Origin of the sequence: Kutzneria sp. NPDC052558 (genome assembly GCF_044547355.1) — a bacterium.
Lineage (GTDB): Bacteria > Actinomycetota > Actinomycetes > Mycobacteriales > Pseudonocardiaceae > Kutzneria.
Window position 1 is genome coordinate 132,165 of sequence record NZ_JBIUAG010000013.1, and the last position, 24,272, is coordinate 156,436.

The following is a 24,272-nucleotide window of genomic DNA, read 5'->3' on the forward strand; positions in this document are numbered from 1 at the left end:
GTGCGGCCGTGGGAGATGGCGGCGCTGGTGGCGGACCGGTTCCGGGTCGGGCGGGTGCTGCTGGCCGGTGACGCGGCCAAGGTGACCCCGCCCAGCGGTGGATTCGGCGGCAACACGGCGATCGGCGACGCCTACGACCTGGCGTGGAAGCTGGCCCTGGTGCTGGACGGCACGGCCGGGCCGGGCCTATTGGACAGCTATGACGCCGAGCGGCGGCCGATCGCCGATCGGGTGGTGGCCGAGGCGCAGCGGCTGGCGGCCAGCCGGGGGCCGGGCGCGGACACCGAGGACACCAGGACCGAGCAGCAGCGGGCGATCGAGCTCACGCTCGGGTTCCGTTACCGCTCCCGCGCGGTTGTGATCGACGACGAGGATCCGGCCGACGCCGAGGACCCGCGCGATCCGTCCGGCCGCCCGGGTTTCCGCGCGCCGCACGTGTGGTTGCCGGGGCGACTGTCCACCGTGGACCTGTTCGGTGACGGCTTCGTGTTGTTGTCGGGTCGGGACGGTGAATTCTGGTCGGACTGCGCCGCCGGGGTGCGGGTCCACACCGTCGAGGGCGAGGAGTTCCTTGCCCGGTACGGAATCGGCGCCTCGGGGGCGAGCCTGGTCCGCCCGGACGGCGTGGTGGCCTGGCGGACGGTCGAGGCCCCGGATGAGCCGTCGTCGGTTCTGCGCGAGGCGCTGGCGGCCCTGCTGGGCCGCTAGGTTCACCTGATAGGGGTAGCCCGGGCGGGGGATTCGGGGCAGCCGACCAGCAGCACGCAGCGGAAGCACCGCATGCCCTCGGCGCTGTCGATGATCAGGTCGCGGTGCGCGGTGTGATCGCAGCGGGCGGCCAGGATGCCCCGCCCCACCTGGGTGATCTGCGCCAGCGGGAAGGCGTGCACCTGGTCGTCGTAGTGACTGTGCCACCAGATGAACGGACCGGTCATGCCGGCAAAGCTAGGGCGGGGCCGGGTTTCCGCCTCGCCATCGGGCGCATGTCACCTCGCCATCGCACGCACGGATCGCTAGCGTTGCGACAGTGCAGCGCAACGAGCGCCTGGAAGCGATGCAGCAGGCCGCGTCGTCGGCCTTCGCCCCGCTGCGGATGACCACCGAGGACTTCGACTTCGACGGGGGCATCCGCTATGCCAGCGCGGGCGGCCTGCTGGTGGCCGACATCACCGGAAACCCGGGCGGCGTCTGGCGTCCGCAGCGGCTGATCACCTCCACCGACAGCGAGCTCTACAAGTTCTCCCTGCACCTGAGCGGATCCTGCATGCTGGGCCAGGACGGCCGGCACACCGTGGTCAATCCCGGCGACCTCGTGGTGTACGACACGACCCGCCCGTACGGCCTGGTCTACGGCACCACCTACCGCACGGTGGTGGTCGGCGTGCCGAGGGAGCGGCTGGCCGGCCACGCTTCCGCGCTGCGCCAGGCGATCGCGCGGCCGACCGCGACCGACAGCGGCCTGCGCCGGGTGGTCGCCGGCATGCTCAACGGCCTGGCCGGCGATCTCGACGCCACGGTGGCCGAGGGCGGCACGCAACTGGCCGACGCGCTGCTTTCCCTGCTGGGCAAGGTCTTTGCCGGCGACGCCCGGCTGACCGATCCCCGCACGTCCATGCGGGAACGGGTGGTGGCCTACTGCGAGGCCAACCTGGGCGACCCCGACCTGTCGGTCGAGTCCATCGCCCAGGCGCACGGCATCTCCCCGCGGTACCTGCACAAGCTGTTCGCCGGCAGTGGCGTCACCATCGCCGCCCTGATCAGAACCCGCCGCCTGCAACGCATCCGTGACGACCTCGCCGACCCGACGCAGGCGACGGCGCCGGTGGCCGTGATCGCCGCCCGCTGGGGCGTGCTCGACCCGACCCACGTGAGCCGGCTGTTCCGCGCGGCGTACGGGACCTCGCCGATCGGCTACCGGCGGCAGCTACAGGATCAGTTCCCCCGCTGAGTCGGCATCCAGGCGGCGGCCTGCACCCGGGCCAGCCCGCTGCGGACGGCGGCGGCGAAGCGCTGCGCCTGCTCGAAAGGAATGCCGGTGCAGCGCAGTTCGGTGTGCTCGGCCCGGATCGACAGCGCGCCGCCGGACAGCGAGTTGCCGGCGGTGGCCACGGAGACGACCTCGGTCAGCGGGATGTGCGAGTCCTCGGCCAGCACCCGGAAGTCGGTGGCCACCAGCGTGCCGGTGGGGCCGGAGAGCACGGCGCGCACCTGCTCGGTCGGACCGAGCCGGTCGGTGAACTCGGCGGAAAGCTCGATGAGGTCGGCCATCGGCCCAGGATCCTGGCGGCGGGCGGCCACCGTCACTAGCCCGTCGGGGTGAGGACGGCGGTCACGCAGCGTAAAACCGTGTAGCTGTACTTCAAGGACCGTGCAGAAATAGTAAATAGAAGTTCGGTGTGGTCCGAGGTTAGCTGAGTCCGTGGCCGTTTCCCAGTCAAGCCAGGTCGAGGTCCCCGCCCCAGCCGACCGGTCCCGGGAGGGCCTGTGGCTGGCGATCGCCGCCTACGGCATGTGGGGCCTGTTCCCGCTCTACTTTCCCGTCCTCGAACCGGCCGGCGCGGTCGAGATCCTGGCCCACCGCATGGTGTGGTCGCTGGTCGTGCTGGTGGCCGTGCTGCTGGTCCGCCGGCGCTGGGCCTGGATCGGACAGCTGTTACGGCAGCCGGCCCGGCTCGGCATGCTGGCGCTGGCGGCGGTGGCCATCGCCGTCAACTGGGGCACCTACATCTACGGCGTGAACGCCGGCGACGTGGTGGAGACCTCGCTCGGCTACTTCATCAACCCGCTGCTGACCATCGCGCTCGGCGTGGTGGTGCTGCGCGAACGGCTGGGCGCGGCCCAGTGGGTGGCGGTCGGCATCGGCGTCGTCGCGGTCGGGGTGCTCACGGTCGGTTACGGCCGGCCGCCGTGGATCGCGCTCATCCTGGCTGTCGCCTTCGCGGTCTACGGTTTTCTGAAGAAGCGGGTCGACCTGCCGGCCGTCGAGGGGCTCGCGGCCGAGACGGCGGTGCTGTTCGTGCCGGCCACCGTGTACCTGGTGGTGATCGAGGTGATCGGCGTCGGCACGTTCCTCGGCCACGGCGCGGGTCACTCGGCGCTGCTGGTCGGCGCGGGCCTGATCACGGTCGTGCCGCTGGTGTGCTTCGGCGCGTCGGCGATCCGGCTGCCGCTGTCGACGCTGGGGCTGGTGCAGTACCTGGCGCCGGTGTTCCAGTTCCTGGTCGGCGTGCTGATCGACCACGAGCAGATGAACACCACCCGGTGGGTCGGGTTCGGCCTGGTCTGGCTGGCGCTGGCCGTGCTCGTGGCGGACGCCGGCCGACGGTTATACGATTCTGGTCGTACAAGTCGACCGGGAGGATGACGCAGTGGCACTGGGACGGGTAGGCATCTGGGGGCACGACATCGCCGACGACACGCCGCGGTCCCGCGAGGCCGCCGCCGAGCTGGACGAGCTCGGCTACGGCGCGATCTGGGTCGGCGGCAGCCCGTCGGTGGCGCGGGCCGAGAACGTGCTCGCGGCGACCGAGCGGCTCACCGTGGCCACCGGCATCCTCAATATCTGGGAGCACGCGGCCGCCGACGTGGCCGTGCAGGCCAAGGCGGCCAACGAGAAGTATCACGGCCGTTTCCTGCTGGGCCTGGGCGCGAGCCACGGCAAGCTGGTCAAGGACTACGCCAAGCCGCTGTCGGCGATGCGGGAGTTCCTGGCCGGGCTGACCGCCGCCGGCCACGCCAAGCAGGACCGGGTGCTCGCCGCCCTCGGCCCGAAGATGCTGGAGCTGTCGGCCACCGAGGCCGCCGGCGCGCACCCGTACCTCGTCACGCCCGAGCACACCGCCCGGGCCCGGGGGATCCTCGGCGCCGGCCCGGTCCTGGCGCCCGAGCTCAAGGCCGTGCTGACCAACGACGTGGCCAAGGGTCGGGAGATCGCCCGCGGCCACCTCCGGTTCTACTTCCAGCTGCCGAACTACACCAACAGCCTGCGCAGCCTCGGCTTCACCGACGACGACTTCGCCGACGGCGGCAGCGACCGGCTGGTCGACGCCACCGTGGCCGTCGGCGACGAGACCGTCATCAGCGACCGGCTGCGGCAGCACTTCGACGGCGGCGCCGACCACGTCTGCATCCAGGTGCTCAACGACCCGCTGCCGGTGGCCGAGTGGCGGACGCTCTCCGGGTTGATCCAGGGGCATTCCTGAGCCGAGGCCGGCTCGCCGCGCCCGTGCGCGGGTTCGGCGGAGGGTGGGGGCCGCCAGCTCAGGAGGTGCGAGGCATCGGCTACCCGGGGGCCGAGCCGCGACGCCGAAGGCGGCGCCATAAGCACGGCCGACACGGTTGGTGACGGCCGTCAAGCCTTCCCGTCAGCCGGGAGACGGCTAACACCTCGGGCGACAAGCGTGCAGACTGGGGAACGTTTGTCACCGTCGGCCCGAGGGGGACCATTGGAGCGGACACTGGCCTGGGACGGGGCCGCGGTCGTGGCCGTCGACCAGTGCGCGCTGCCGCACGAGCGAACCGTGCTGCGCCTGACGACACCCGACGAGGTCATCGACGCCATCAAGCGGCTGGCCATTCGCGGCGCCCCGGCGATCGGCGTGGCCGGCGCGCTGGCGGTCGCGTTGTCGGCGCAGCTCAGCGACGGTGACGACCAGGCCGTGCGGGAGGACGCCGAACGCATCGCCAACGCCCGGCCGACCGCGGTCAACCTGAGCTGGGCGGTGCGCCGGGTCCTGACGAAACTCCCCGGCGGCGCGCGGGCCGTGCTGGACGAGGCGCTGGCCATGCTGGAGGAGGACGAGCGGACCAATCAGGCCATGGCGGCCCGCGCCGCCGACGCCGTGCTCGGGCTGACCAGCCGGCGGCCGCTGCGGATCCTCACCCACTGCAACACCGGCGCGCTGGCCACCGTCGCGGTCGGCACCGCGCTGGGCGGCATCAGGGAACTGGCCGAACGGGGCCTGGTCGAAGAGGTGCTGGCCGGCGAGACCCGACCACTGCTGCAAGGGGCGCGGCTGACGGCGTGGGAGCTGACCCAGGCCGGCATCCCGTTCCGGCTGTGCGTGGACTCCGCCGGCCCGGCGGCGATCGCCGCCGGACTGGTCGACGTGGTGATGGTGGGCGCGGACCGGATCACCGCGAGCGGCGACGTGGCCAACAAGGTCGGCACCTACTCGCTGGCCGTGGCCGCCGCCCGCAGCGGCATCCCGTTCGTGGTGGTGGCGCCCGAGTCCACTGTGGATGAGTCCATTTCGGACGGTTCGCAGATCGTCATCGAGCAGCGGCACGCCGACGAGGTGATCGCCTTCCACGGGCACCGGGTGGCGCTGCCGGACACGCCGGTGTTCAACCCCGCATTCGACGTCACGCCCAACGATCTCGTGACCGCGATCGTCACCGAGGACCGCGTGTGGCCGCAGCGGCCGGCCGGACAGCTGGCGGAGATCGCCAGGGGCCTGTACCAGCGCGGCTGGCTGGACGGCACCGCCGGCAACCTGTCCGTGCGCATCGGCTCCCAGGCCTTGATCACCGCCAGCGGCCGCAGCAAGGGCGAGCTGACGCCGGGCGACGTCGTGGTGGTGGAGGCGGAGACCGGGCAACGGATCTCCGGCCCCAAGCCGTCGGCCGAGACCTCCATCCACGCCGCCATCTACAAGGCGTTCCCGGACTGCGGCGCGGTGGTGCACGCGCACCCGCCGTACGCGACAGCGGTGGCGGCCAAGGCGATGGCGGCCGGCCAGAACTCCGTCCGCTTCACCGATTTCGAGATCATCAAGGGCTTCGGCGTGGCCGACCCGAGCTCGCTGGACGTGCCCCTGTTCACCAACTGGTCGGACGTGCCGCGCATCGCCGCCGAGGTCGGCGAGCGCCTCGACGGCTCGGTCCCGGTGCTGCTGATCGGCCACCACGGCGTCACAGCTTGGGGACCTACCCTGGAGATCGCCCGCAACCGGGTGGAGTGCATCGAGGCACTCTGCCGGCTGCACCTGCTCACGAACTAGGAGAACATCGATGACGCTGTTGCAGGTCATGGCCGACGGCGACCGCGACGAGGTGTTGCTGCGCACCACCGACCTCGCGACCATCGCCGCCGAGCTGGCCCCGTTCAACATCACTCTTGAGCAGTGGGACACCGTCGAGCTGTCCGACTCCGCCGGCCAGGAGGAGGTCCTGGAGGCGTACAAGGCTGACGTCGAGAAGGTGGCCAAGCAGGGCGACTACCGGCTGGTCGACGTCGTCCGGATGAAGCCGTCGGACGACCCCGAGTGGCCGGCGTTGGCCAAGGGCGCCAGGGAGAAGTTCCTCAACGAGCACACCCACGACGAGGACGAGGTCCGCTTTTTCGTCGAGGGCAAGGGCTGCTTCTACCTGCACCTGTCCGGCAAGGTCTACGCCGTGGTGTGCGAGCGCGGCGACCTGATGTCGGTGCCGGCCGGCACCACGCACTGGTTCGACATGGGTTCCACCCCGGAGTTCTGCGCGATCCGCTTCTTCCAGGAGGAGGACGGCTGGGTCGCCGGCTTCACCGGCGACGGCATCTCGTCGCGGATGCCGACGCTGGACGAACTGGTGTGATCGTCACCGACATCGAGGGCACCACCAGCGCCATCGCCCACGTGCACGACGTGCTCTTCCCGTACTCGCGCTCGCGCATCCAGGACTGGGTGCGCCGGCCCGAGGCCGCTTCCGTCGTGCGCGAGGTCGCGGCCGACCCGGACCAGGCGGCGTCGATCCTGATCGGCTGGATCGACGCCGACGTCAAGGCCACGCCGCTGAAGACGTTGCAGGGCTTGATCTGGGCCGAGGGCTACGCCTGCGGCGAGCTCACCGCGCACGTCTACGACGATGTGCCGCCGGTGCTGCGGCGGTGGTCGGCGCAGGGCGTGCCGGTGTACGTGTACTCGTCGGGATCCGAACTGGCGCAACGGTTGTGGTTCCGGCACACCCAGCACGGGGATCTGCTCGGCCACTTCGCCGGGCACTACGACACCGTGTCGGCCGGCCCGAAGCGGGAAGTCGGCTCGTACCAGGTGATCGCCAAGTCGATCGGGGTCGACCCGGCGGAGCTGACGTTCCTGTCCGACGTCGCCGCCGAACTCGACGCGGCCGCCGAGGCCGGCTGGCACACCATCGGCGTGTCCCGCCCCGAGGACGGCTCCCCCGACACCGGCTCGCACCCCCGCATCACCACCTTCGCCGAGCTCTGACCCGATGCTAGGAAGGGGGCTTTCCTCCACTCAGAGTGGAGGAAAGCCCCCTTCCTAGCATCGGTAGCTGCCCGAAACCTACATTCGGTGTGACGCCGAGCGGGACTCGCCGGGGTGGTGAAACCCCCGGCGAGTCCCGCTCGGCGTCAGTGCGAGTTGCGTTATTCGAAGGTCTCGCCGGCGGCGGCCTTCTTGCGCAGCAGCTCCGGCGGGGTGAAGCGGTCGCCGTAGCGTTCGGCCAGTTCCTCGGCCCGGGCGATGAAGCCGTTGAGGCCGCCGTCGTAGCCGTTGATGTACTGGAGCACGCCGCCGGTCCAGGCCGGGAAGCCGATGCCGAAGATGGAGCCGATGTTGGCGTCGGCCACGGCGGTGATCACGCCCTCCTCGACGCACTTCACCGTCTCGATGGCCTCGGCGAACAGCATCCGCTCCTTCATGTCGCGGAACGGGATGTCGTCGCCCTCGCGGATGATCACGCCGGGCTGGCCGAAGTGCTCGGCCAGGCCCGGCCACAGGCCGGCGCGCTTGCCGTCGACGTAGTCGTAGAAACCCTTGCCGTAGCTGCGGCCGCCGCGGTCGAACTCCACCACCATGCGGTCGATGACCTGCTCGGCCGGGTGCCCGGCCCAGGTGCCGCCGGCCGCCTCGACCGCCTTGCGGGACTCGTCGCGGATCTTGCGCGGCAGCGTCAGGGTCAGCTCGTCCATCAGCGACAGCACCGGCGCCGGGTAGCCGGCCTGGGTGCTGGCCTGCTCGATCGACGGGGCCGGCAGGCCCTCGCCGAGCATGGCCACGCCCTCGTTGATGAACGTGCCGATGACGCGGCTGGTGAAGAAGCCGCGGCTGTCGTTGACCACGATCGGCGTCTTCTTCAGCTGCAACACCACGTCGAACGCCTTGGCCAGGGCCTCGTCGCTGGTGTTGGCGCCGCGGATGATCTCCACCAGCGGCATCTTGTCCACCGGGGAGAAGAAGTGCAGGCCCACGAAGTCGCTCTGCCGCTTCACGCCCTCGGCCAGGCCGGTGATCGGCAGCGTCGAGGTGTTGGAGCACAGCAGCGCGTCCGGCTCGACGACGTTCTCGATCTCGGCGAACACCTGGTGCTTGAGCTCGGGGTTCTCGAAGACGGCCTCGATCACCAGGTCGCAGCCGGCCAGGTCGGCCACATCGGCGGTGGGCGTGATGCGGGCCAGGATCTCGTCCCGCTTCTCCTGGGTCGTCCTGCCGCGGCTGAGCGCCTTGTCCAGCAGGCCGACCGAGTAGTTCTTGCCCTTCTCGGCCGCCTCCACCGAGACGTCCTTGAGCAGGACCTGCATGCCGGAGCGGGCCGCCGAGTAGGCGATGCCCGCGCCCATCATGCCCGCGCCCAGCACCGCGACCTTCTTGGCGGTGTACTGGGGCACGCCCTGCGGACGGCTGCCGCCCTTGTTGATCGACTGGAGGTCGAAGAAGAACGCCTTGATCATGTTCTTCGAGACCTGGCCGGCCGAGAGCTGGAGCATGTAGCGGGACTCGATGCGCAGCGCGTTCTCGAAGTCGACCTGGCTGCCCTCGACCGCGGCCGACAGGATCGCCTTGGGGGCCGGCATCGGCGCGCCCTTGAGCTGCTTGCGCAGGTTGGCCGGGAAGGCCGGCAGGTTGGCCGCGAACTTCGGCGCCGACGGGGTGCCGCCGGGGATCTTGTAGCCCTTGACGTCCCAGGGCTGCACGGCCTCCGGGTTGTCCTTGATCCACTGCTTGGCCCGGGAGACCAGCTCCTCCGGCGTGGCCACGACCTCGTCGACGATGCCGGTCTCCTTGGCCGCCGCCGGGGCCAGCTGCTGGCCCTGCAACAGCAGCTTCAGCAGCGCGTCGGCGATGCCGAGCATGCGGACCGTGCGGACCACGCCGCCGGCGCCGGGCAGCAGGCCCAGGGTCACCTCGGGAAAACCGAAGCGGGCCTTGGGGTTGTCCAGCGCGACCCGGTGGTGGCAGGACAGCGCGATCTCCAGGCCGCCGCCCAGCGCCGAGCCGTTCAGCGCCGCGACCACCGGCCGGCCCAGCGTCTCCAGGCCCCGCAGCGCGGCCTTGGTGCTGACCAGCGTGGCCATGAAGCGCTCGCCGTCGGCCGGCGTCACCTGGCGCAGGTCGTTCAGGTCGCCGCCGGCGAAGAAGGTCTTCTTGGCCGAGGCCACCACCACGCCGGTGATGTCGTCACGCTCGCGCCGCAGCCGCTGCACGACCTCGGTGACCGCGGCGGTGAAATCGTGGTTCATCGTGTTCGCGGACTGGCCGGGCGCGTCCATCGTCAGCGTGACGATGCCGTCGGAGTCCTTGTCCCACTTGAAGTACTCGCTCATGACCTCGTCCCTCAGACGCGCTCGACGATGGTGGCGAGGCCCATGCCGCCGCCGATGCACAGGGTGACCATTCCGCGGCGCAGCTCCCGCCGCTCCAACTCGTCCACGATCGTGCCCAGGATCATCGCGCCGGTCGCGCCCAGCGGGTGGCCCAGCGCGATCGCGCCGCCGTTGACGTTGACCTTCTCCCACGGGATGTCCATGTCGCGCATGAAGCGCAGCACCACCGCGGCGAAGGCCTCGTTCATCTCGACCAGGTCAATGTCGTCGACCGTCAGGTTGGCCTTGGCCAGCGCCTTGCGGCAGGCCGGGGCCGGGCCGGTCAGCATGATCGTCGGGTCCGCGCCGCTGACCGCCGTGGCCACGATGCGGGCCCGCGGCGTCAGGCCGAACTCCTCGCCGATCTGCTCGCTGCCGATGGCCACCAGGGCCGCGCCGTCCACGATGCCCGAGGAGTTGCCCGGCGTGTGCACGTGGTTGATGCGCTCCACCCAGTGGTACTTCTGCAACGCCACCGCGTCGAAGCCGCCCATCTCGCCGATCGCCGCGAACGAGGGCTTCAGCTCGCCCAGGCCCTCCATCGTCGACTGGGGGCGGAGGAACTCGTCGCGCTCCAGCACCGTCAGGCCGTTGCGGTCGCGGACCGGCACCACCGAGCGGTCGAAGTAGCCGTTGCTCTGCGCCTTGGCCGCGCGGGCCTGCGACTCCAGGGCGTAGGCGTCCACGTCCTCGCGGGAGAAGCCCTCGATGGAGGCGATCAGGTCGGCCCCGATGCCCTGCGGCACGAAGCTCGTGTCGTAGGCCGTCTCCGGGTCCATCGCCCAGGCGCCGCCGTCCGAGCCCATCGGGACCCGGGACATCGACTCCACGCCGCCGGCCAGGATCAGGTCGTCCCAGCCCGAGCGCACCTTCTGCGCCGCGATGTTCACCGCCTCAAGGCCCGAGGCGCAGAACCGGTTCAGCTGGAAGCCGGCCACCGTGTTGGGCAGGCCCGCGGCCAGCGCGGCCGTCTTGGCGATGTCGGCGCCCTGGTCGCCGACCGGGGTCACGCAGCCCAGCACCACATCGTCGATGCGGGCCGGGTCCAGGTTCGGGTTGCGGGTGCGCAGCTCGTCGATCAGGCCGACGAGCAGGGATACGGGCTTGACCTCGTGCAGCGACCCGTTCTGCTTGCCCTTACCCCGCGGGGTCCGGACCGCGTCGAACACAAAAGCTTCGGTGCTCATGGCTGTGGCGCCTCCTGACTCGGGCATCACGTCGAAGGTAGCGCCGCCCCAAGTAACAATCAATCCGGCCTGCATGTATCACATACCGGTCGGAATGTGAGTTGGGTCTCTCTCGGCGATACTGTCACCGGATGCGCACCCCCGCCGAGATCGTGGACTTCCTGATCGGGTTCTCCGGTCGGCAGGCGACCGACGTGGTGGCGGTGCCCGGCGGCATCGCGGTGCGACACCGGGACTTCCCGGCCTCGTACAACAACAACCGGGTCCTGGTGCGGGAGGCGGTTGAGCCGGCGAAGCTGCTGGCGGCGGTCGACGAGGTGATGGCCGACCTCGACTACCGGGTGATCGTGTTCCTCGACGACGAGCCGGGCCGGGCCTTCGAGCCGGCGGCGGTGGCCGCCGGGTACACGACGCACGAGCTGGTGGCGATGCGGTTCGAGGGGGCGGTGCCGCCGGCGCCGTCGGTGCGGGTGGAGTCGCTGGAGCTGCCGGTGATGATCGAGGCGCTGCGGCGGAACTGGCGGGCCGACGAGCCGGAGCTGCCCGAGGACGAGGTGGAGCAGCTGGCCACCCGGATCGCCGCCCGGCGGCGGGGTGCGGACGAGGTGCACTTCCTCGGCGTGGTGGCCGACGGTCGGCCGGTGGCGTGGGCGGATCTCTACCTGCACGAGGGAATCGCGCAGATCGAGTACGTGCTGACGGTGCCGGGCCACCAGGGCCACGGCTACTCGACGGCGATCATGCGCGAGGCGTTGCGGCGGGCCCGCGGCCGCGACACGGTGTTCCTGTTCGCCGACGGCGAGGACTGGCCGCAGAACTGGTACGGCCGACTGGGATTCACCCCGGTCGGCCGCTTCCACGAGTACGTCCGCACTACTTAGCCCAGGGCACCTGCGGGGAGGCGTAGAAGTTCACGCCCTGCGCCTTCCAGCGCGGACCCTGCGCGGCCAGCCGCGTCTTGAACGTGTTCCAGTCGTGCGTGCTGGCCGGCGACCAGCCCAGCTCGGCCAGCTCGGCCAGGCGCGGGAAGGCCATGTACTGGATGTCGGCCAGCTTGGTGATGGTCTCCGTCCACAGTGGACCTTCGACGCCGTTGACCTGGCTGGCGTTCACGCCGGTCAGGTACGCGCCGGGATCCCAGCTGTAGGCGGTCTTGGCCTCGATCAGGCCGGCCCAGTCCTGGCCCAGCGGCGTGCTCGAGGTGTACTTCATGTCCAGGTAGGCCAGATTGGCCGGGGACAGCACGAAGTGCGTGCCCTTCTTCGCCGCCGCCTGCACAGCCGCGTTGGTCGGCGTGGTGTCCCAGTACTGCCCGATGGTCGAGGGCAGCAGCGCGGCCTTGCTGATGTCGTGCCAGCCGATGGCGATCTTGCCGTGGTTGGCCACGATCTGCTGGACCTTGGGGATGAACGCCTGGTAGTCGGCGTCGCTGGTGGACTGCGACTCGTCGCCGCCGATGTGGATGTACGGGCCGGGAGTCAGCGCCGCCAGCTCGCCGATCACGTCGTCCAGGAACTTGTAGGTGATGTCCTTGTTCACGCACAGGGTGCTGAAGCCGACGTCGGTGCCGGTGTAGAGCGGCGGGGCCACGCCGTTGCAGTTCAGCTCGGCGTAGGAGGCCAGGGCCGCGTTGGTGTGCCCCGGCATGTCGATCTCGGGAATGATCGTGATGTAGCGGCTGGCCGCGTAGGCCACGATGTCCTTGTACTGGGCCTGCGTGTAGTAGCCGCCGGCGCCGCCGCCGACCTGGGTGCTGCCGCCGTAGGTGGCCAGGCGCGGCCAGCTGTTGATCTGGATGCGCCAGCCCTGGTCGTCGCTCAGGTGCAGGTGCAGCGTGTTGACCTTGTAGCGGGCGATCTCGTCGATGTAGGTCTTGACCGTGTCCACGCCGAAGAAGTGACGGGCCACGTCCAGCATCGCGCCGCGGTAGGCGAAGCGCGGGTGGTCAGTGATCTTGCCGCTCTGGATCGTCCACGGGCCCGGCTGCTTGGTGCTGGCCTCGATGCTGGCCGGCAGCAGCTGCCGCAGCGTCTGCACGCCCTCGAACAGGCCCGCCGGCTTGTTCGCCGACAGCACCACCGAGGCCGCCGTCACCGTCAGCGTGTAGCCCTCGTCGCCGAGCGATGCGTCCGGCACGATCAGCAGCTGGATCGGGTCCACCGCGTGCGCCACCAGCGACTTGTCCACCGGCAGCGCGAAGCCCGTCGCCGGACGCAGCGCGCCGGCCAGGTAGTCGCCCACCGCCGCCGCCTGACCGCTGGCCGCGATCCGCGCGCCGCTGGCCAACGTGAACGTCGAGCTCGCCTGCGTGGCCGCCGCCGGGGCCGGCACCACGCTCGCGTACGGCACCGCCTTCGGCGCCGTCGCCGCCTGAGCGGCCGTCGCTGTCCCGAGCATCGTGATGGCGGTGGCCGCGACGACCAGCCGCCGGGGGATCGTTGACATGTCTTGGTTGTCCTCCCGAGCGGGGACCTGGACACGGCGGCGGAAACCCATTGGATACAGCCCCCGTACGCAGTGTCAAGGTCTGGACCACTTCATGGCGCCGCCTTCGGCGTCGCGGCTCGGCCCCCGGGTAGCCGATGCCTCGCCCTTGCCGGATTTAGTCCGCCGCATCGGCTCGGGTGGGTGGTTGAGTTGAGTGGCGGCGGACGAAATCCGGCGTGCGGGCGAAGCATCGGCGGGGCCTCGCACTCTCTCGGTTGGCGATTCTCGCTCTCTTTGGTAGTGGACCCCCAAGATTGGGTCTCCTCGTCGGATGTCGACACTATTCCTGCTGTCGAAGAACTGAGGAACCTCCAGCATTGGCGAGGCCCAGTTGGATCAACGACGCCTGGCGTCGCTTGTTGCGCGAGTCGCTGCGGACCATCTGGAGAACCTCGTTGCCCTTGAGCTCGTGCAGCACCGAGTCCAGGGCGAGACCGTTGTTGAACCGGCGTGGGAAGTACTGGCGCTTGAGCGCCAGAAAATCGCGGGTGAGGCCGGGAACGGCGACGGCCTCGACGATCAGCCCCAGAATTACCATGACCGGAGTCGAGTTAATTCCCTGATCGGGTGATTCTGTGCCACCGGACTCGTCGAGATAACAGAAATGCACCCCGGCAACATAGCGCACAACAGCACTAAGGCCGCCCCGAGGGGCGGCCTTAGGATGTGATGTTCGGTCGTTCTGACCTATGCACCGGTACTGCCGTTTCTGCACCCAGCATACCCACTACGCCATCCGGACGCAAACTCCTTCGGGGTCAGGCGCTGACGCGGAGGGTGGAGACGCCGCGGAGGATGAAGTGGTCACGGTAGGAGGGGCGGGAGTCGACGAGGGTCAGGTCGGGCAGGACGGCGAGGCCGGCCAGGGCGAGCTGGCCTTCGAGGCGGGCCAGGGGAGCGCCGAGGCAGAAGTGGATGCCCTGGCCGAAGGAGACGAGCCGGCCGGACTGGCGGGTGAGGTCGAGGCGGTCGGGGTCAGGGAAGGCGTTGGGGTCGCGGTTGGCCGCCCCGAGGACCATGGAGACGATCTCGCCGGCGAGGACGGTGTGGCCGGCGACCTCGGTGTCGGCCACGGCGACCCGGGAGACGAACTGCACGGGGGAGTCGTAGCGCAGCAGTTCCTCGGTGGCGGCGGGGGCCTGGTCGGGATTCGAGCGCAGGAAGGCCAGCTGGGCGGGGTGGCGCAGCAGCGCGAGGGCGCCGTTGCCGATGAGGTTGACGGTGGTCTCGCGCCATGCTGCTGGCGCTGTTGTCGCGCGCGTCGGACGACCTGCTCACGCAGGTGGAGTGCTGGCTGGAGCCGCACGCGGACCGCCGCGAGAGCGTGCGGCTGAGCATCGAGCTGGCCGTGCAGATGTACGACGACCACGGCGCGGTGCTGATGGCGGCGCAGAACCCGGACGCCCCGGCCGAGGCCCGGCAGTTCATGGCCGACCTGAACGGCCGCCTGGTCGCGGCGACCGAGGACATGATCGAACGCACCCGTGAGGCCGGCGCCGCCCCGGCCGGGCCGCCCTCGGCGCACTCGCTGGCCACCATGCTGGTCGGCATGACCGAGCACGCCATCTCCCACGACGAGGGCGATCCCGAGCTGGTGGACACGCTGACCTCGATCTGGCACCGGGCGGTCTTCGCCGCGGACTAGGACCGGCGGCCGGGCGCACGGTCAGGTCCACCGCCGCCGGATCAAGGTGGAGCCGGCGGCGGTGGACCCGGGGCTAGCCGGCCGCGGCCAACCGGGCCTGCCGCCGGCCGACGTACCACCGGGTCCACACGGCCAGCAGCACGAACGCGACGACCAGCATCACCGTCGACACGGTGACCATGACCTCGATCGGCAGCAGGAACACCAGCGGAACCCGCACCAGCGCCTCGATCACCAACCCGACGCCCCACACCAGGGACATGGTGTAGAAGGTGCGGCGGAAGCCGGGCAGCTCCTGCCACCGCTGCGCGAACTCCGCCTCCCGGCCGGGCTGCATGCGCAGCGCCGCGAAGTAGATGAGCGGCTTGCCGAACAGACAGCTGACCAGGAACGCGACGCCGGCCACGAAGGTGCCGGCCGATTCCTTGACGAGCAGGAAGCGCGCGTCGCCGGTGACGAACGACAGCACCAGCCCGACCGTGAACACGCCGACCATGAAGGCCGAGAACAGCTGGAACTTGCGGTCCTTGACCGCGACGAACAGGGTGCGCAGCAGCGCGACGACCGAGCCGGTCAGCAGGGCCACGAAGTCGCTGGCTCCCAGCCAGTGGGCCACGAAGTAGGCCAGCGCGGGCACGCCGACGTCCACGAGCAGCGAGCTGAGGATCGTCGCCACCCGGGGTGACTCGGTCTTCTCGGTCATGGCGTGAGTTCTCCGTCCGGGATCCAGGACCCGTGGAAGCCGGCCGGCACCCGACGGGGCAGCAACACCGCCGCGACCGGCTTGGCGGACAGGTCGGTGGCGTCGTGCACGAGCAGTTGGGAGGCCACGGACGGATCGGTGTTGGTGGCGATCGACAGCAGCCAGCCCTCATCTTCCCCGCTGGAGTCCTCGGCCGGGACGAAAACGGCCTCGCCGGCCCGCCAGTTCTCGCCGAGTTCATGCCGGGCCACCACGCCGCGGTCGGTGTCGTACTTGACGATGGCGCTGCGGTCGACCGCGTACAGGTAGCGGTTGGGCAGGCCGACCCGCCGGTCGTCCACGGTCGGGAACTCGGCGGCCCCGTCGTCCAGCTCCTGCTCGGTCACCTTGCCGGTGGCCGGGTCGAGGATCCAGCGGTGCAGCTTGCTCACGGCCAGCGCGGCGGCCTGCTCGGCCACCGGCGCGCCGCCGATGTGGCTCCAGCTGGCGAACCACGCGTCGCGGCTGTAGCGGATGGCGTCCAGGACGACCCGGCCCTGCTCGTCCTCGCGGGCGTTGCCCACGTGGAAGACGTAGCACGGGTCGACGTCGAACCACTGGACGATCGGGTCGTCCTTGCCCATCAGGCCGATCCGGGACGTGTACTTGTCGCTCCACTGGTACGGCATGCCCCGGCCGACCAGCTCCAGGTCGAACACCACGGGCAGGTCCAGCCACACGATGTGGTCGGCGGTGATGGCGAAGTCGTGCATCATCGTCGGACCCGGCACCTGCACCGGGAAGTTGGTGATCAGCTGACCGTCGGCGGAGAGCCGGTGGTAGGTCAGGTACGGCGCCCGGAAGCTGTAGTCGAACAGGTGCAGCTCGCCGGTCTCCGGGTCCTCCTTGGGGTGCGCGGTCATGCCGGTGGTGAGCCGGCCGTTGAAGTCGCACGGGCCGAGCGTGTCCAGCTCGGGGCTCATCTCGTACGGGAAGCTGGTCTCCATCAGCGCGAAGATCTTGCCGCCGTGCTCGATCACCGAGGTGTTGGCCGCGCCGGCGGCCAGGTCGCGGGCGCCGTCCCGGAGCAGGGAGGGCGCGCCCTCCAACCGCTTGGTCCGCACCCACCGGTTGCGGTACCACTCGGCCCGGCCCTGGTTCAGGCGGACGCCGTGGATCATGCCGTGGCCGGTGAACCAGTGGCCGCTGTCCTCGCCCGGCTTCGGGTTGGGGCCGTTGCGGAAGTAGCGCCCGGTCAGCTCGGTCGGCAGCGCGCCGGTGACCTGGAGGTCCTGCGCCTCGATCTCGTCGGGGACCGGCGCCAGGTGGCCGGCCAGGTAGCTCGGAGTCTGTTCGGTCATATCCCAACGGTGACACGTGGCTAATAACATGTCAATGCTGACATGACAGCAATGGGAGGTGGACACGGGCCGTCAACGGGCCGGGCCGATCCGTCACCTCGTCAGGTTCGCTGACACCGCCGCGCCGGCCCGCTGGCAGAGTGGGGCCCCGGTTGGCTACCGGAGCGGAGGACGTCATGCCCGAGGCGAGCGAGTACGCGCGAGGGGTGCCGTGCTGGATCGACCTGTCCAGCACGGATGTCAATGCCAGCAAGGAGTTCTACACGGCGCTGTTCGGCTGGGAGTACTTCGTCGGACCGCCGGAGACCGGTCACTACACGCAGGCGCTGCTGAACGGCCACAGCATCGCCGGGCTGATGCAGCAGGAGGGCGCCACGCCCGTCACCTGGACCACCTACCTCAAGTCCGACGACGCCGACAGCACGCACAAGGCCGTCGTCGAGCACGGCGGGCAGGCCATGACCGAGGTCATCGACGTGACGGGCGAGGGCCGGATGATCATCGCCGCCGATCCGACCGGCGGCGTGTTCGGCGTCTGGGAGCCGGGCCGGCACATCGGCGCGCGCCTGGTCAACGAGCCCGGCACCTGGATCTGGAACGAGCTGTCGACCCCCAACGCGGCGCGGGCCCGGGCCTTCTACGCCGACGTGTTCGGGGTGGAGATCGCCGATCCCCTGCCGGACATGGACTACACGACGTTCCGGGTCGACGGGCGGGACGTCGGCGGCATCTTCACCGTGCCGGACGCCGAGCCGGACTGGCGGGTGTACTTCGCCGTCGCCGACACGGACGCCACCGCGGCGATCGCCGACAGCAACGGGGCGACGGTGGTCAGCGAGCCCAAGGACACGCCGTTCGGCCGGATGGCCGTGATCCAGGATCCCCAGGGCGCCGTCTTCGCCCTGATGTCCGGCCCCCAAACCTGAGCCCTGCTCGTGTCAAGCCGCTGATGCTTGGAACGGACCATTCCTCCACTCGCAGTGCAGGAATGGTCCGTTCATACAGCGTGAGGGGTCATGCGGCGGGCACCGTGGCCGGCATCGTGTCGTCGGCCGGGGCCGCCGGCTTGGTCGGCTTGGTCGGCTTGTCGCCGTCGTGACCGCCGCCGAGCAGGCTGCTGAGCAGGTTGGACAACGAGTCCAGCAGGCCGCTGACCAGGCCGCTGACCGAGTCGAGGATGCCACTGCGGGGCTGCGGCGCGTACAGGGCGGCGGCGAGCTGGTCGCGCTGCTGCTCGGCCCGGCCGAGATACATGGCGGCGGCGGGACTCAGCGCCGTCCGGTCGCCGTGAGCGCCGGCCAGCAACGGGTTGAGCTCGGAGACGGCCGTCTTCAGCGCGGTGACGTCCTGGGCCTGCCAGGCCGCGGCGACGCGGTCCCGGCCCTGCTGGATCTGTTGCGCCAGCGTGGCATTGCCGGGCGCGGGGCTGGTGGACTGGGCGACGGCTGTGCTCACGCCGGTCACGCCGAGCACGGCGGCGACCAGGGTGGCGGCGATGATCCCGACTACGGTCTTGGGCATCGTTGACCTCTGGGGTGGTTGTCGGAGAACCGGTCGGCCCCATAGTTGACCCGTGAAGCACTTTCCGCGCGCTCTAGATCACCCGATCGGGGAACGCGGCCTGGAACAGGCTCAGCAAAGGCGTTGCCTTCACGGCTGTTTCCTCGAACTCATCGTCCGGATCGGACAGTGCCACGACCGCGCCGCCGACGCCGTAGTCGACCCGCCCGGGCGTGACGACCGCGGTGCGGATCACCACGCTGAGGTCGACCGCGCCGTTGAGCGAGAAGTAGCCGACGGCCCCGGAGTACACGCCGCGGGCGGCGCCCTCCAACCGGTCGATGATCTTCATGGTGCGGATCTTCGGCGCGCCGGTCATCGAGCCAGGCGGGAACGCCGAGCGCACGCAGTCCACCGGCGACGCGTCGGGCCGCAGCCGCGCGGTGATCGTCGAGACCAGCTGGTGCACGGTGGCGTAGCTCTCCACGTCGAACAGCTTCGTCACCCGCACGCTGCCGACCTCGGCCACCCGGGCCAGGTCGTTGCGCACCAGGTCGACGATCATCAGGCTCTCCGACCGGTCCTTCTCGCTGGTGCGGAGTTCCTCCCGCAGCTCGGCGTCGCGGTCGGGCGTGCGCCCGCGTGGCCGGGTTCCCTTGATGGGCTTGGATTCCACCATGCCGTCGGCGTCGATGCGCAGGAACCGTTCCGGGGATGTGCTGAGCACGTGCAGGTCCCCGAACTTCAGCAGCGCGCCGAACGGGGCCGGGCTGGTGCGCCGCAGGAACCGGTAGGCCGGCCAGGGGTCGACGTCGGCCTCGACGGCGATCCGGTTGGTGAGATTGACCTCGTACGTCTCGCCCTCGACGATTGCCTGCTGGCAGGCGGTCACGGCGTCGATGTACTGCTCCCGGTTGTGCCGCAACGAGATCGCCGCCGGCGTGCACGCCTCGGCCGGTCGTACGTACACATCAGACACGGCATCCAGCAGTGACAGCTTGGCCGGATCGAGGGCTAGCACATAGGTTGTGCCCTCCAGGTGGTCGAACACCACCGCGTGGTCGGCGAACATCATCGCCGCGTCCGGGTACGGCGACTCGTGCGCGGCGTCGCCGCCGCACTCGGACTTCAGCTCGTAACCGAGATATCCGATCCACCCCAAGGTGAAATCGAACGGCACGTCCGCGACCGCCCGGACCGCGCCGAGCTTCCCGGCCAGCCAGTCGAAGAAGGAGCCATCGGCGGCGGTGACGCACCGCGAAGCCGAGCCCATGATGGAGAAGCGGTCGATCCCGTTGCTGTCCAACCAGAAGGCGTTCTCCGCGTCCCGAAACAGCTGGCCGAAAACGACTTCCGGGTCGTGTGTGGTCGGCATCCGCCGCACGTGAACGGAAAGCGGCTCCGGGGCCGGGGAGACAGTGCTCTTGATCGTGATCGCCGGCCGCGGGCGCGCGGGCGTCAGGTCGACGAAGTTGCGCAGCAGCCGGTGGCCGTGCTCGGTGCGGATCGACTCCGGGTGGAACTGCACGCCCCACAACGGTCTTGTCCGGTGCCGCAGCCCCATCAGCACGCCGTCCGGCGTCCAGGCCGTGGCGACCAGTTCCTCGGGCAGGTCGGTGACGGCCAGCGAGTGGTAGCGCACCGCCCGGAACGGCGACGGCAGCCCGGCGAACAGGTCGGTGCCGTCGTGCTCGACCGGCGAGGTCCGCCCGTGCCGGGGCTCGTCGGCCCGCCCGACCTTCGCGCCGTGCCAGTGGGCGATCGCCTGGTGCCCGAGGCACACACCGAGCAGCGGCCGTTCGCAGCGGTCGATCAGCTCCCGGGCGCGGCCCAGGTCGGCGTCGTGCTCCGGGGTCCCGGGGCCGGGCGAGATCACCACGTTGTCGAACTCGGCCAGCAGCCCGGCCGTCAGCGCCGGGTCGTCGTTGCGCAGCACGGTCGGCGCGCACCCGCTGACCTCGGCCAGGTAGTGGGCCAGGTTGTGGGTGAACGAGTCGTAGTTGTCGACCAGCAGCGTGCGCACGCGGCGACGGTAACCGACCGAACCGGCCGTGGACACCGATTGTGTTGCGCCGAACGGCGGCGACGCCATGGCCGAACGACGGTTCACCACTTCGAGCGACGAATCGAAAACGCTGTGTCGACAACGGGAGCGCCGAAGACTGAATATCCCTCACCAATTCGGGGCTGGAGTATACAAGTCGACAGCCTCGGGGAAGGAGAGCGGGCGCGGAGAGGAAAGCCGGTGGCCGGGATGGCGGCCGCCGGACGGGCAAATGCCGTCTCGGGAAGGGAGGCGCCGTGCTGCGCACACCGGCCGCCGCGATCGGCGGTTTCTACGCCACCTCGCTCGACTCGGTCCGGTTCGCCTTCCGTCGCCCCTTCCAGACCCGCGAATTCCTCCGCCAGGCCTGGTTCATCGCCGGCGTCTGCCTGGCCCCGACCCTGCTGATGTCGATCCCGTTCTGCGTCATCACCGTGTTCCAGCTCAACCAGCTGCTGATCGAGCTGGGCGGGGCCGACCTGTCCGGCGCCGGCGCCGGGCTCGGCGTGGTGCGGGAGATCGCGCCGTTGGTCAGCGCCCTGGTGGTGGCCGGCTCGGGGGCCACGGCGATCTGCGCCGACCTGGGCGCGCGGCGGATCCGGGAGGAGATCGACGCGATCCAGGCGCTGGGCCTGCACCCGGTGCACCGGCTGGTGGTGCCGCGGGTGCTGGCCGCGACCGTGGTCGCGCTCTGCCTGAACGGCCTGGTCACGCTGGTCGGGCTGGCGGCCGGCTACGTCTTCTCGGTCTACGTCCAACACGCCAGCCCCGGCCTGTTCACCGCCAATCTCACCCTGCTCACCGGACCGAAGGACTTCATCGTCAGCGAATTCAAGAGCGCGGTGTTCGGGTTGTTGGCCGGACTGGTCGCGTGCCATCTCGGATTGACGGCCAAGGGCGGTCCGAAAGGCGTCGGCGATGCCGTCAACCAGACCGTGGTCGTCGGTTTCCTGCTGTTGTTCCTGGCCAACAGCCTGATCACCGCACTGGTGCTGAGGAGCTGACGATGCTGCGACTGATCGGCCGCCAGCTGGAATTCCACGGCCGCGTCTACGCGACGCTGCCCGGCGCCGTGCGCAAGTACCGGCGGGAAACGCTTCGGCTACTGGCAGAGACGTCCCTGGGCACCGGCGGGCTGGCCGTCATCGGCGGCACCGCGGCCGTTGTGGCGTTCATGACAGCGGCGGTCGGCGTGGAAGTCGGCCTGCAGGGCTACGCCGCCCTGTCCGACATCGGCGGCGGCGCGCTGGCCGGCTTTCTCTCCTCCTACGCCAACACCCGCGAGGCCGCGCCGCTGGTCGCCGGCATCGCGCTGACCGCCACGGTCGGGGCCGGGTTCACCGCGCAGCTGGGGGCGATGCGGGTCAGCGAGGAGATCGACGCGCTGGAGGTGATGGCCGTGCCGTCGCTGCCGTTCCTGGTCGGCACCCGGATCCTGGCCGGGCTGCTGGCCATCGTGCCGCTGTTCGCGCTGGCCGTGCTGACCTCGTTCACCGCGACCAAGCTCGTCGTCACCGTCGGCTTCGGCCAGCCGGCCGGCACCTACCAGCACTACTTCGACATCTTCCTCAACCCCACGGACCTGTTCTGGGCGTTCGCGAAGGCGGTGCTGATGTCGGTGGTGGTCATGTCCGTGCACTGCTACCACGGGTTCACCGCGCGCGGCGGCCCGGCCGGCGTCGGCATCGCGGTCGGCAAGGCCGTGCGGACCTCGCTGGTCGCGGTGCTGTTGGTGGACATGGCCGTCGACTTCAGCGTGTTCGGCAACGCCGCGACCGTGCACATCGCCGGATGAACCGGCACAGCGCGCTGGGGGCCGCGTTCGTCGTCGCCGTGCTGGCGGCGTCGGCGCTGGTCGCCGCGCAGTTCGAGGGCGCGCTGGACCGGTTCGTCCCGGTCACCGTGCGCGCCGACCGGGCCGGGATGCTGATGGACCGCGGGGCCGAGGTGAAGGTCCTCGGGGTCACCGTCGGCACGGTCCGCAGCGTCACGCCCACTGCCGACGGCGCGGAGCTGGGCGTCGGCCTCTACCCGGCGATGGCCGACAAGGTGCCGGCGGACGTCACCGCCAACGTGGTGCCGCTGACCATCTTCGGGGCCAAGTACATCGACCTGATCCGGCCGGCCGGGCCGTCGTCGCCGATCAAGGCCGGTGCGGTGATCAGTGGCAGCCGGGTCGCCGTGGAGCTCAACGAGACCTTCGAGCACCTGTTGGGGCAGCTCGACGCCATCGAGCCCAGCCGGTTCGACCTGGCGCTGACCGCCGTCGCCGATGCCCTGCGGGGCAACGGGGACAAGCTCGGCGAGCTGGCCGCTGACCTCGACGGCTACCTTGTGCGATTCACTCCCAGCCTGCCGGCGCTGGGGTCCGACCTGGCCAAGGCGCCGTCGGTGCTCGACACGTACGCGGCGGTGGCGCCGGACGCGATCCGCATCGGCGACAACCTCGGCGTCACCAGCGACACCCTGGCCGCCGGCCAACTGGGCGGCTTCCTGTTGTCCCTGACCAGGTTCGGCAACCAGGGGGCCGAGTTCCTCGGCGGCATCGACCAGCCGCTGGCCGACGCGCTGCACATCAGCCGCCCCACCGCCGGGTTGCTGGCCGACTACGCGACGATGTTCCCCTGCCTGTTCCGGGGGCTCGACCTCAACCGGGAGTTGTTGAGCCACAACCAGGACAGCGGCCTGCACGTCGACATCACGGTCGGCCCCGGGGTCGAGCCGTACCGGTATCCCCAGGACCTGCCTCGAATCCGGCCGGGCACCGGGCCCGACTGCCACGGAATGGCCGGCCCTCGGTGAAGTTCCTGGTGTTCTTACTCGTCAGCGTCGCGGCCGCGGCGCTGGTCGGCGTGACCTTGTCCGGGGGCGCGCCCAGCGGGCCGGCCGACGACTATCACGCCGTCTTCGCCGACGCGTCCAACCTCACGACCGGGGACGAGGTCCGGGTGGCCGGCATCCGGGTCGGCAGCGTCGACGAACTGTCCATAACGGACGGAAACCGGGTGCTGGTGACGTTCTCCGCGCAGCGGACCGTCGAGCTGACCACCGGCGCCCACGCCGCCGTGAAGTACAAGAACCTGGTCGGCGACCGCTACCTGGAGCTGACCGCCGGCGACGGGTCCCGGATGTCGGCCGACGGCACGATACCCGTGTCCCAGACCGCGCCGGCCCTCGATCTCGACGCCTTGTTCAACGGGTTCAAGCCATTGCTGGCCGCCCTCTCACCGGACCAGGTCAATCGCGTCTCCGACGAGCTGGTCACCGTGTTGCAGGGCGAGGGCGGCACCATCGACGACCTGTTGGCCTCACTCGCCTCGGTGACGTCCACTGTGGCCGACCGGGACCGGGTGATCGGCGACCTGATCACCAACCTGGATGCCGCGCTGGGCAAGGTGAACACCGGCGAACTGGGGCAGCTGATCACGCAGTTGCAGCAGCTGGTGAGCGGGTTGGACGCGGATCGCGACCAGATCGGCGACGCCGTCACGCACATCGACCTGCTCACCGGGAAGACGGCCGCGCTGCTCAACGTGATCCGTCCGCCGCTGCGCGACGACGTCGGCCACCTCGGTCAGCTGGCGAACACCTTGAACGCCAACAAGGACAGCATCACCGCTTCGCTGGCCGCGCTGCCGGACGCCTATCAGCGGCTGAGTCGGGGCGCGGCCTGGGGCGGCTACTTCAACATCTACCTGTGTGGCCTGGGCGTCAAGCTCGCGGACCCGATCGCGCTGCGCAGCGGCATCGCCCGTTGCCAGCCGACGAAGTGAGGGCGGC

The 24,272-nt window shown here is 70.3% G+C and carries 25 protein-coding genes and 1 pseudogene; 15 read left to right on the top strand and 11 right to left on the bottom strand.

All coding sequences use genetic code 11. The features are described from left to right. Positions 1 to 708, top strand: coding sequence for an FAD-dependent monooxygenase (locus ACIG5F_RS23980; protein WP_396520922.1), 708 nt, complete (start codon positions 1 to 3; stop codon positions 706 to 708). Positions 709 to 710: 2 nt separating this feature from the next. On the opposite strand, the gene ACIG5F_RS23985 is transcribed toward ACIG5F_RS23980, so the two are convergent. After that, positions 711 to 935, bottom strand: coding sequence for a hypothetical protein (locus tag ACIG5F_RS23985; protein ID WP_396520924.1), 225 nt, complete (start codon positions 933 to 935; stop codon positions 711 to 713). Between the two features lie 92 nt (positions 936 to 1,027). Here ACIG5F_RS23985 and ACIG5F_RS23990 point away from each other — a divergent pair, with 92 nt between their 5' ends. Then, positions 1,028 to 1,948, top strand: coding sequence for a helix-turn-helix domain-containing protein (locus tag ACIG5F_RS23990; protein WP_396520926.1), 921 nt, complete (start codon positions 1,028 to 1,030; stop codon positions 1,946 to 1,948). On the opposite strand, the gene ACIG5F_RS23995 is transcribed toward ACIG5F_RS23990, so the two are convergent. After that, positions 1,933 to 2,268 carry a hypothetical protein gene (locus ACIG5F_RS23995; RefSeq protein ID WP_396520927.1) on the bottom strand — a complete coding sequence of 112 codons (336 nt, stop codon included), beginning with the start codon at positions 2,266 to 2,268 and terminating at the stop codon, positions 1,933 to 1,935. The genes ACIG5F_RS23990 and ACIG5F_RS23995 overlap by 16 nt on opposite strands. Positions 2,269 to 2,419: 151 nt before the next feature. Between ACIG5F_RS23995 and rarD the strand changes: the two genes are divergently transcribed. The 6 genes and pseudogenes from rarD to mtnC all read left to right on the top strand — a co-directional run bounded on the left by rarD (position 2,420) and on the right by mtnC (position 7,208). Further along, complete coding sequence (gene rarD / locus ACIG5F_RS24000) at positions 2,420 to 3,364, top strand: EamA family transporter RarD (RefSeq protein WP_396520929.1); 945 nt, start codon at positions 2,420 to 2,422, stop codon at positions 3,362 to 3,364. 4 nt (positions 3,365 to 3,368) lie between these two features. Continuing rightward, positions 3,369 to 4,202, top strand: a complete 834-nt coding sequence (locus ACIG5F_RS24005; RefSeq protein WP_396520931.1) for an LLM class F420-dependent oxidoreductase — start codon at positions 3,369 to 3,371, stop codon at positions 4,200 to 4,202. Between the two features lie 243 nt (positions 4,203 to 4,445). Continuing rightward, positions 4,446 to 5,432: pseudogene (gene mtnA / locus ACIG5F_RS24010) on the top strand (S-methyl-5-thioribose-1-phosphate isomerase); the annotation flags it as partial. Next, complete coding sequence (mtnB, locus tag ACIG5F_RS24015) at positions 5,409 to 6,002, top strand: methylthioribulose 1-phosphate dehydratase (protein WP_396521207.1); 594 nt, start codon at positions 5,409 to 5,411, stop codon at positions 6,000 to 6,002. The pseudogene mtnA and the gene mtnB, both read left to right, overlap by 24 nt. Before the next feature lie 10 nt (positions 6,003 to 6,012). Next, positions 6,013 to 6,576: a 1,2-dihydroxy-3-keto-5-methylthiopentene dioxygenase gene (locus ACIG5F_RS24020; protein WP_396520932.1), complete on the top strand. Its 564-nt coding sequence runs from the start codon at positions 6,013 to 6,015 to the stop codon at positions 6,574 to 6,576. Next, positions 6,573 to 7,208, top strand: coding sequence for an acireductone synthase (gene mtnC, locus ACIG5F_RS24025; RefSeq protein WP_396520934.1), 636 nt, complete (start codon positions 6,573 to 6,575; stop codon positions 7,206 to 7,208). The genes ACIG5F_RS24020 and mtnC overlap by 4 nt, the downstream gene beginning before the upstream one ends. A 161-nt stretch (positions 7,209 to 7,369) precedes the next feature. Here the strand turns inward: mtnC and ACIG5F_RS24030 are convergent, their stop codons facing one another. Both ACIG5F_RS24030 and ACIG5F_RS24035 read right to left on the bottom strand, forming a co-directional pair. After that, positions 7,370 to 9,547 (bottom strand): 3-hydroxyacyl-CoA dehydrogenase NAD-binding domain-containing protein, encoded by a 2,178-nt coding sequence (locus ACIG5F_RS24030; protein WP_396520936.1) that lies wholly within the window; start codon positions 9,545 to 9,547, stop codon positions 7,370 to 7,372. 11 nt (positions 9,548 to 9,558) lie between these two features. After that, on the bottom strand, positions 9,559 to 10,773 hold the full coding sequence (locus ACIG5F_RS24035) for an acetyl-CoA C-acetyltransferase (protein ID WP_396520938.1): 1,215 nt from the start codon (positions 10,771 to 10,773) through the stop codon (positions 9,559 to 9,561). Between the two features lie 131 nt (positions 10,774 to 10,904). Between ACIG5F_RS24035 and ACIG5F_RS24040 the strand changes: the two genes are divergently transcribed. Beyond that, entirely contained in the window at positions 10,905 to 11,654 is a 750-nt protein-coding gene (locus tag ACIG5F_RS24040; RefSeq protein ID WP_396520940.1) for a GNAT family N-acetyltransferase, read from the top strand. Here the strand turns inward: ACIG5F_RS24040 and ACIG5F_RS24045 are convergent. The 3 genes from ACIG5F_RS24045 to ACIG5F_RS24055 form a co-directional block, all read right to left on the bottom strand. Next, positions 11,647 to 13,218 (bottom strand): beta-N-acetylhexosaminidase, encoded by a 1,572-nt coding sequence (locus ACIG5F_RS24045; RefSeq protein ID WP_396520942.1) that lies wholly within the window; start codon positions 13,216 to 13,218, stop codon positions 11,647 to 11,649. The two genes, ACIG5F_RS24040 and ACIG5F_RS24045, sit on opposite strands and share 8 nt — an antisense overlap. 322 nt (positions 13,219 to 13,540) lie before the next feature. Then, on the bottom strand, positions 13,541 to 13,888 hold the full coding sequence (locus ACIG5F_RS24050; protein ID WP_396520944.1) for a DUF3800 domain-containing protein: 348 nt from the start codon (positions 13,886 to 13,888) through the stop codon (positions 13,541 to 13,543). A gap of 130 nt (positions 13,889 to 14,018) precedes the next feature. Beyond that, on the bottom strand, positions 14,019 to 14,471 hold the full coding sequence (locus ACIG5F_RS24055; protein ID WP_396521209.1) for a cytochrome P450: 453 nt from the start codon (positions 14,469 to 14,471) through the stop codon (positions 14,019 to 14,021). A gap of 23 nt (positions 14,472 to 14,494) precedes the next feature. Between ACIG5F_RS24055 and ACIG5F_RS24060 the strand changes: the two genes are divergently transcribed. After that, positions 14,495 to 14,905, top strand: a complete 411-nt coding sequence (locus ACIG5F_RS24060) for a hypothetical protein (RefSeq protein ID WP_396520946.1) — start codon at positions 14,495 to 14,497, stop codon at positions 14,903 to 14,905. A gap of 73 nt (positions 14,906 to 14,978) precedes the next feature. Here the strand turns inward: ACIG5F_RS24060 and ACIG5F_RS24065 are convergent, their stop codons facing one another. Further along, a complete protein-coding gene (locus ACIG5F_RS24065; protein WP_396520948.1) occupies positions 14,979 to 15,608 on the bottom strand; it encodes a VC0807 family protein in 630 nt (209 codons plus the stop codon). Then, positions 15,605 to 16,948: a carotenoid oxygenase family protein gene (locus ACIG5F_RS24070; RefSeq protein WP_396520950.1), complete on the bottom strand. Its 1,344-nt coding sequence runs from the start codon at positions 16,946 to 16,948 to the stop codon at positions 15,605 to 15,607. Before ACIG5F_RS24070 ends, ACIG5F_RS24065 begins: the two co-directional genes overlap by 4 nt. Positions 16,949 to 17,124: 176 nt before the next feature. On the opposite strand from ACIG5F_RS24070, the gene ACIG5F_RS24075 reads away from it, so the two are divergent. Beyond that, on the top strand, positions 17,125 to 17,874 hold the full coding sequence (locus ACIG5F_RS24075; RefSeq protein ID WP_396520952.1) for a VOC family protein: 750 nt from the start codon (positions 17,125 to 17,127) through the stop codon (positions 17,872 to 17,874). 88 nt (positions 17,875 to 17,962) lie between these two features. Here ACIG5F_RS24075 and ACIG5F_RS24080 read toward each other — a convergent pair whose 3' ends face one another. Both ACIG5F_RS24080 and pabB read right to left on the bottom strand, forming a co-directional pair. Continuing rightward, entirely contained in the window at positions 17,963 to 18,469 is a 507-nt protein-coding gene (locus tag ACIG5F_RS24080; protein ID WP_396520953.1) for a hypothetical protein, read from the bottom strand. Positions 18,470 to 18,542: 73 nt separating this feature from the next. After that, positions 18,543 to 20,471 (bottom strand): aminodeoxychorismate synthase component I, encoded by a 1,929-nt coding sequence (gene pabB / locus ACIG5F_RS24085; RefSeq protein ID WP_396520955.1) that lies wholly within the window; start codon positions 20,469 to 20,471, stop codon positions 18,543 to 18,545. Between the two features lie 278 nt (positions 20,472 to 20,749). On the opposite strand from pabB, the gene ACIG5F_RS24090 reads away from it, so the two are divergent. Genes ACIG5F_RS24090 through ACIG5F_RS24105 form a run of 4 tightly spaced genes read left to right on the top strand, consistent with a single transcriptional unit; the run spans position 20,750 to position 24,265 of the window. Further along, positions 20,750 to 21,496: an MlaE family ABC transporter permease gene (locus ACIG5F_RS24090; RefSeq protein WP_396520957.1), complete on the top strand. Its 747-nt coding sequence runs from the start codon at positions 20,750 to 20,752 to the stop codon at positions 21,494 to 21,496. A 2-nt stretch (positions 21,497 to 21,498) separates the two neighbouring features. Next, positions 21,499 to 22,287 carry an ABC transporter permease gene (locus tag ACIG5F_RS24095; protein ID WP_396520959.1) on the top strand — a complete coding sequence of 263 codons (789 nt, stop codon included), beginning with the start codon at positions 21,499 to 21,501 and terminating at the stop codon, positions 22,285 to 22,287. Beyond that, positions 22,284 to 23,294, top strand: a complete 1,011-nt coding sequence (locus tag ACIG5F_RS24100; protein WP_396520961.1) for an MCE family protein — start codon at positions 22,284 to 22,286, stop codon at positions 23,292 to 23,294. Before ACIG5F_RS24095 ends, ACIG5F_RS24100 begins: the two co-directional genes overlap by 4 nt. Before the next feature lie 8 nt (positions 23,295 to 23,302). After that, a complete protein-coding gene (locus ACIG5F_RS24105) occupies positions 23,303 to 24,265 on the top strand; it encodes an MCE family protein (protein ID WP_396520963.1) in 963 nt (320 codons plus the stop codon). The last annotated feature ends 7 nt before the right edge of the window (positions 24,266 to 24,272 follow it).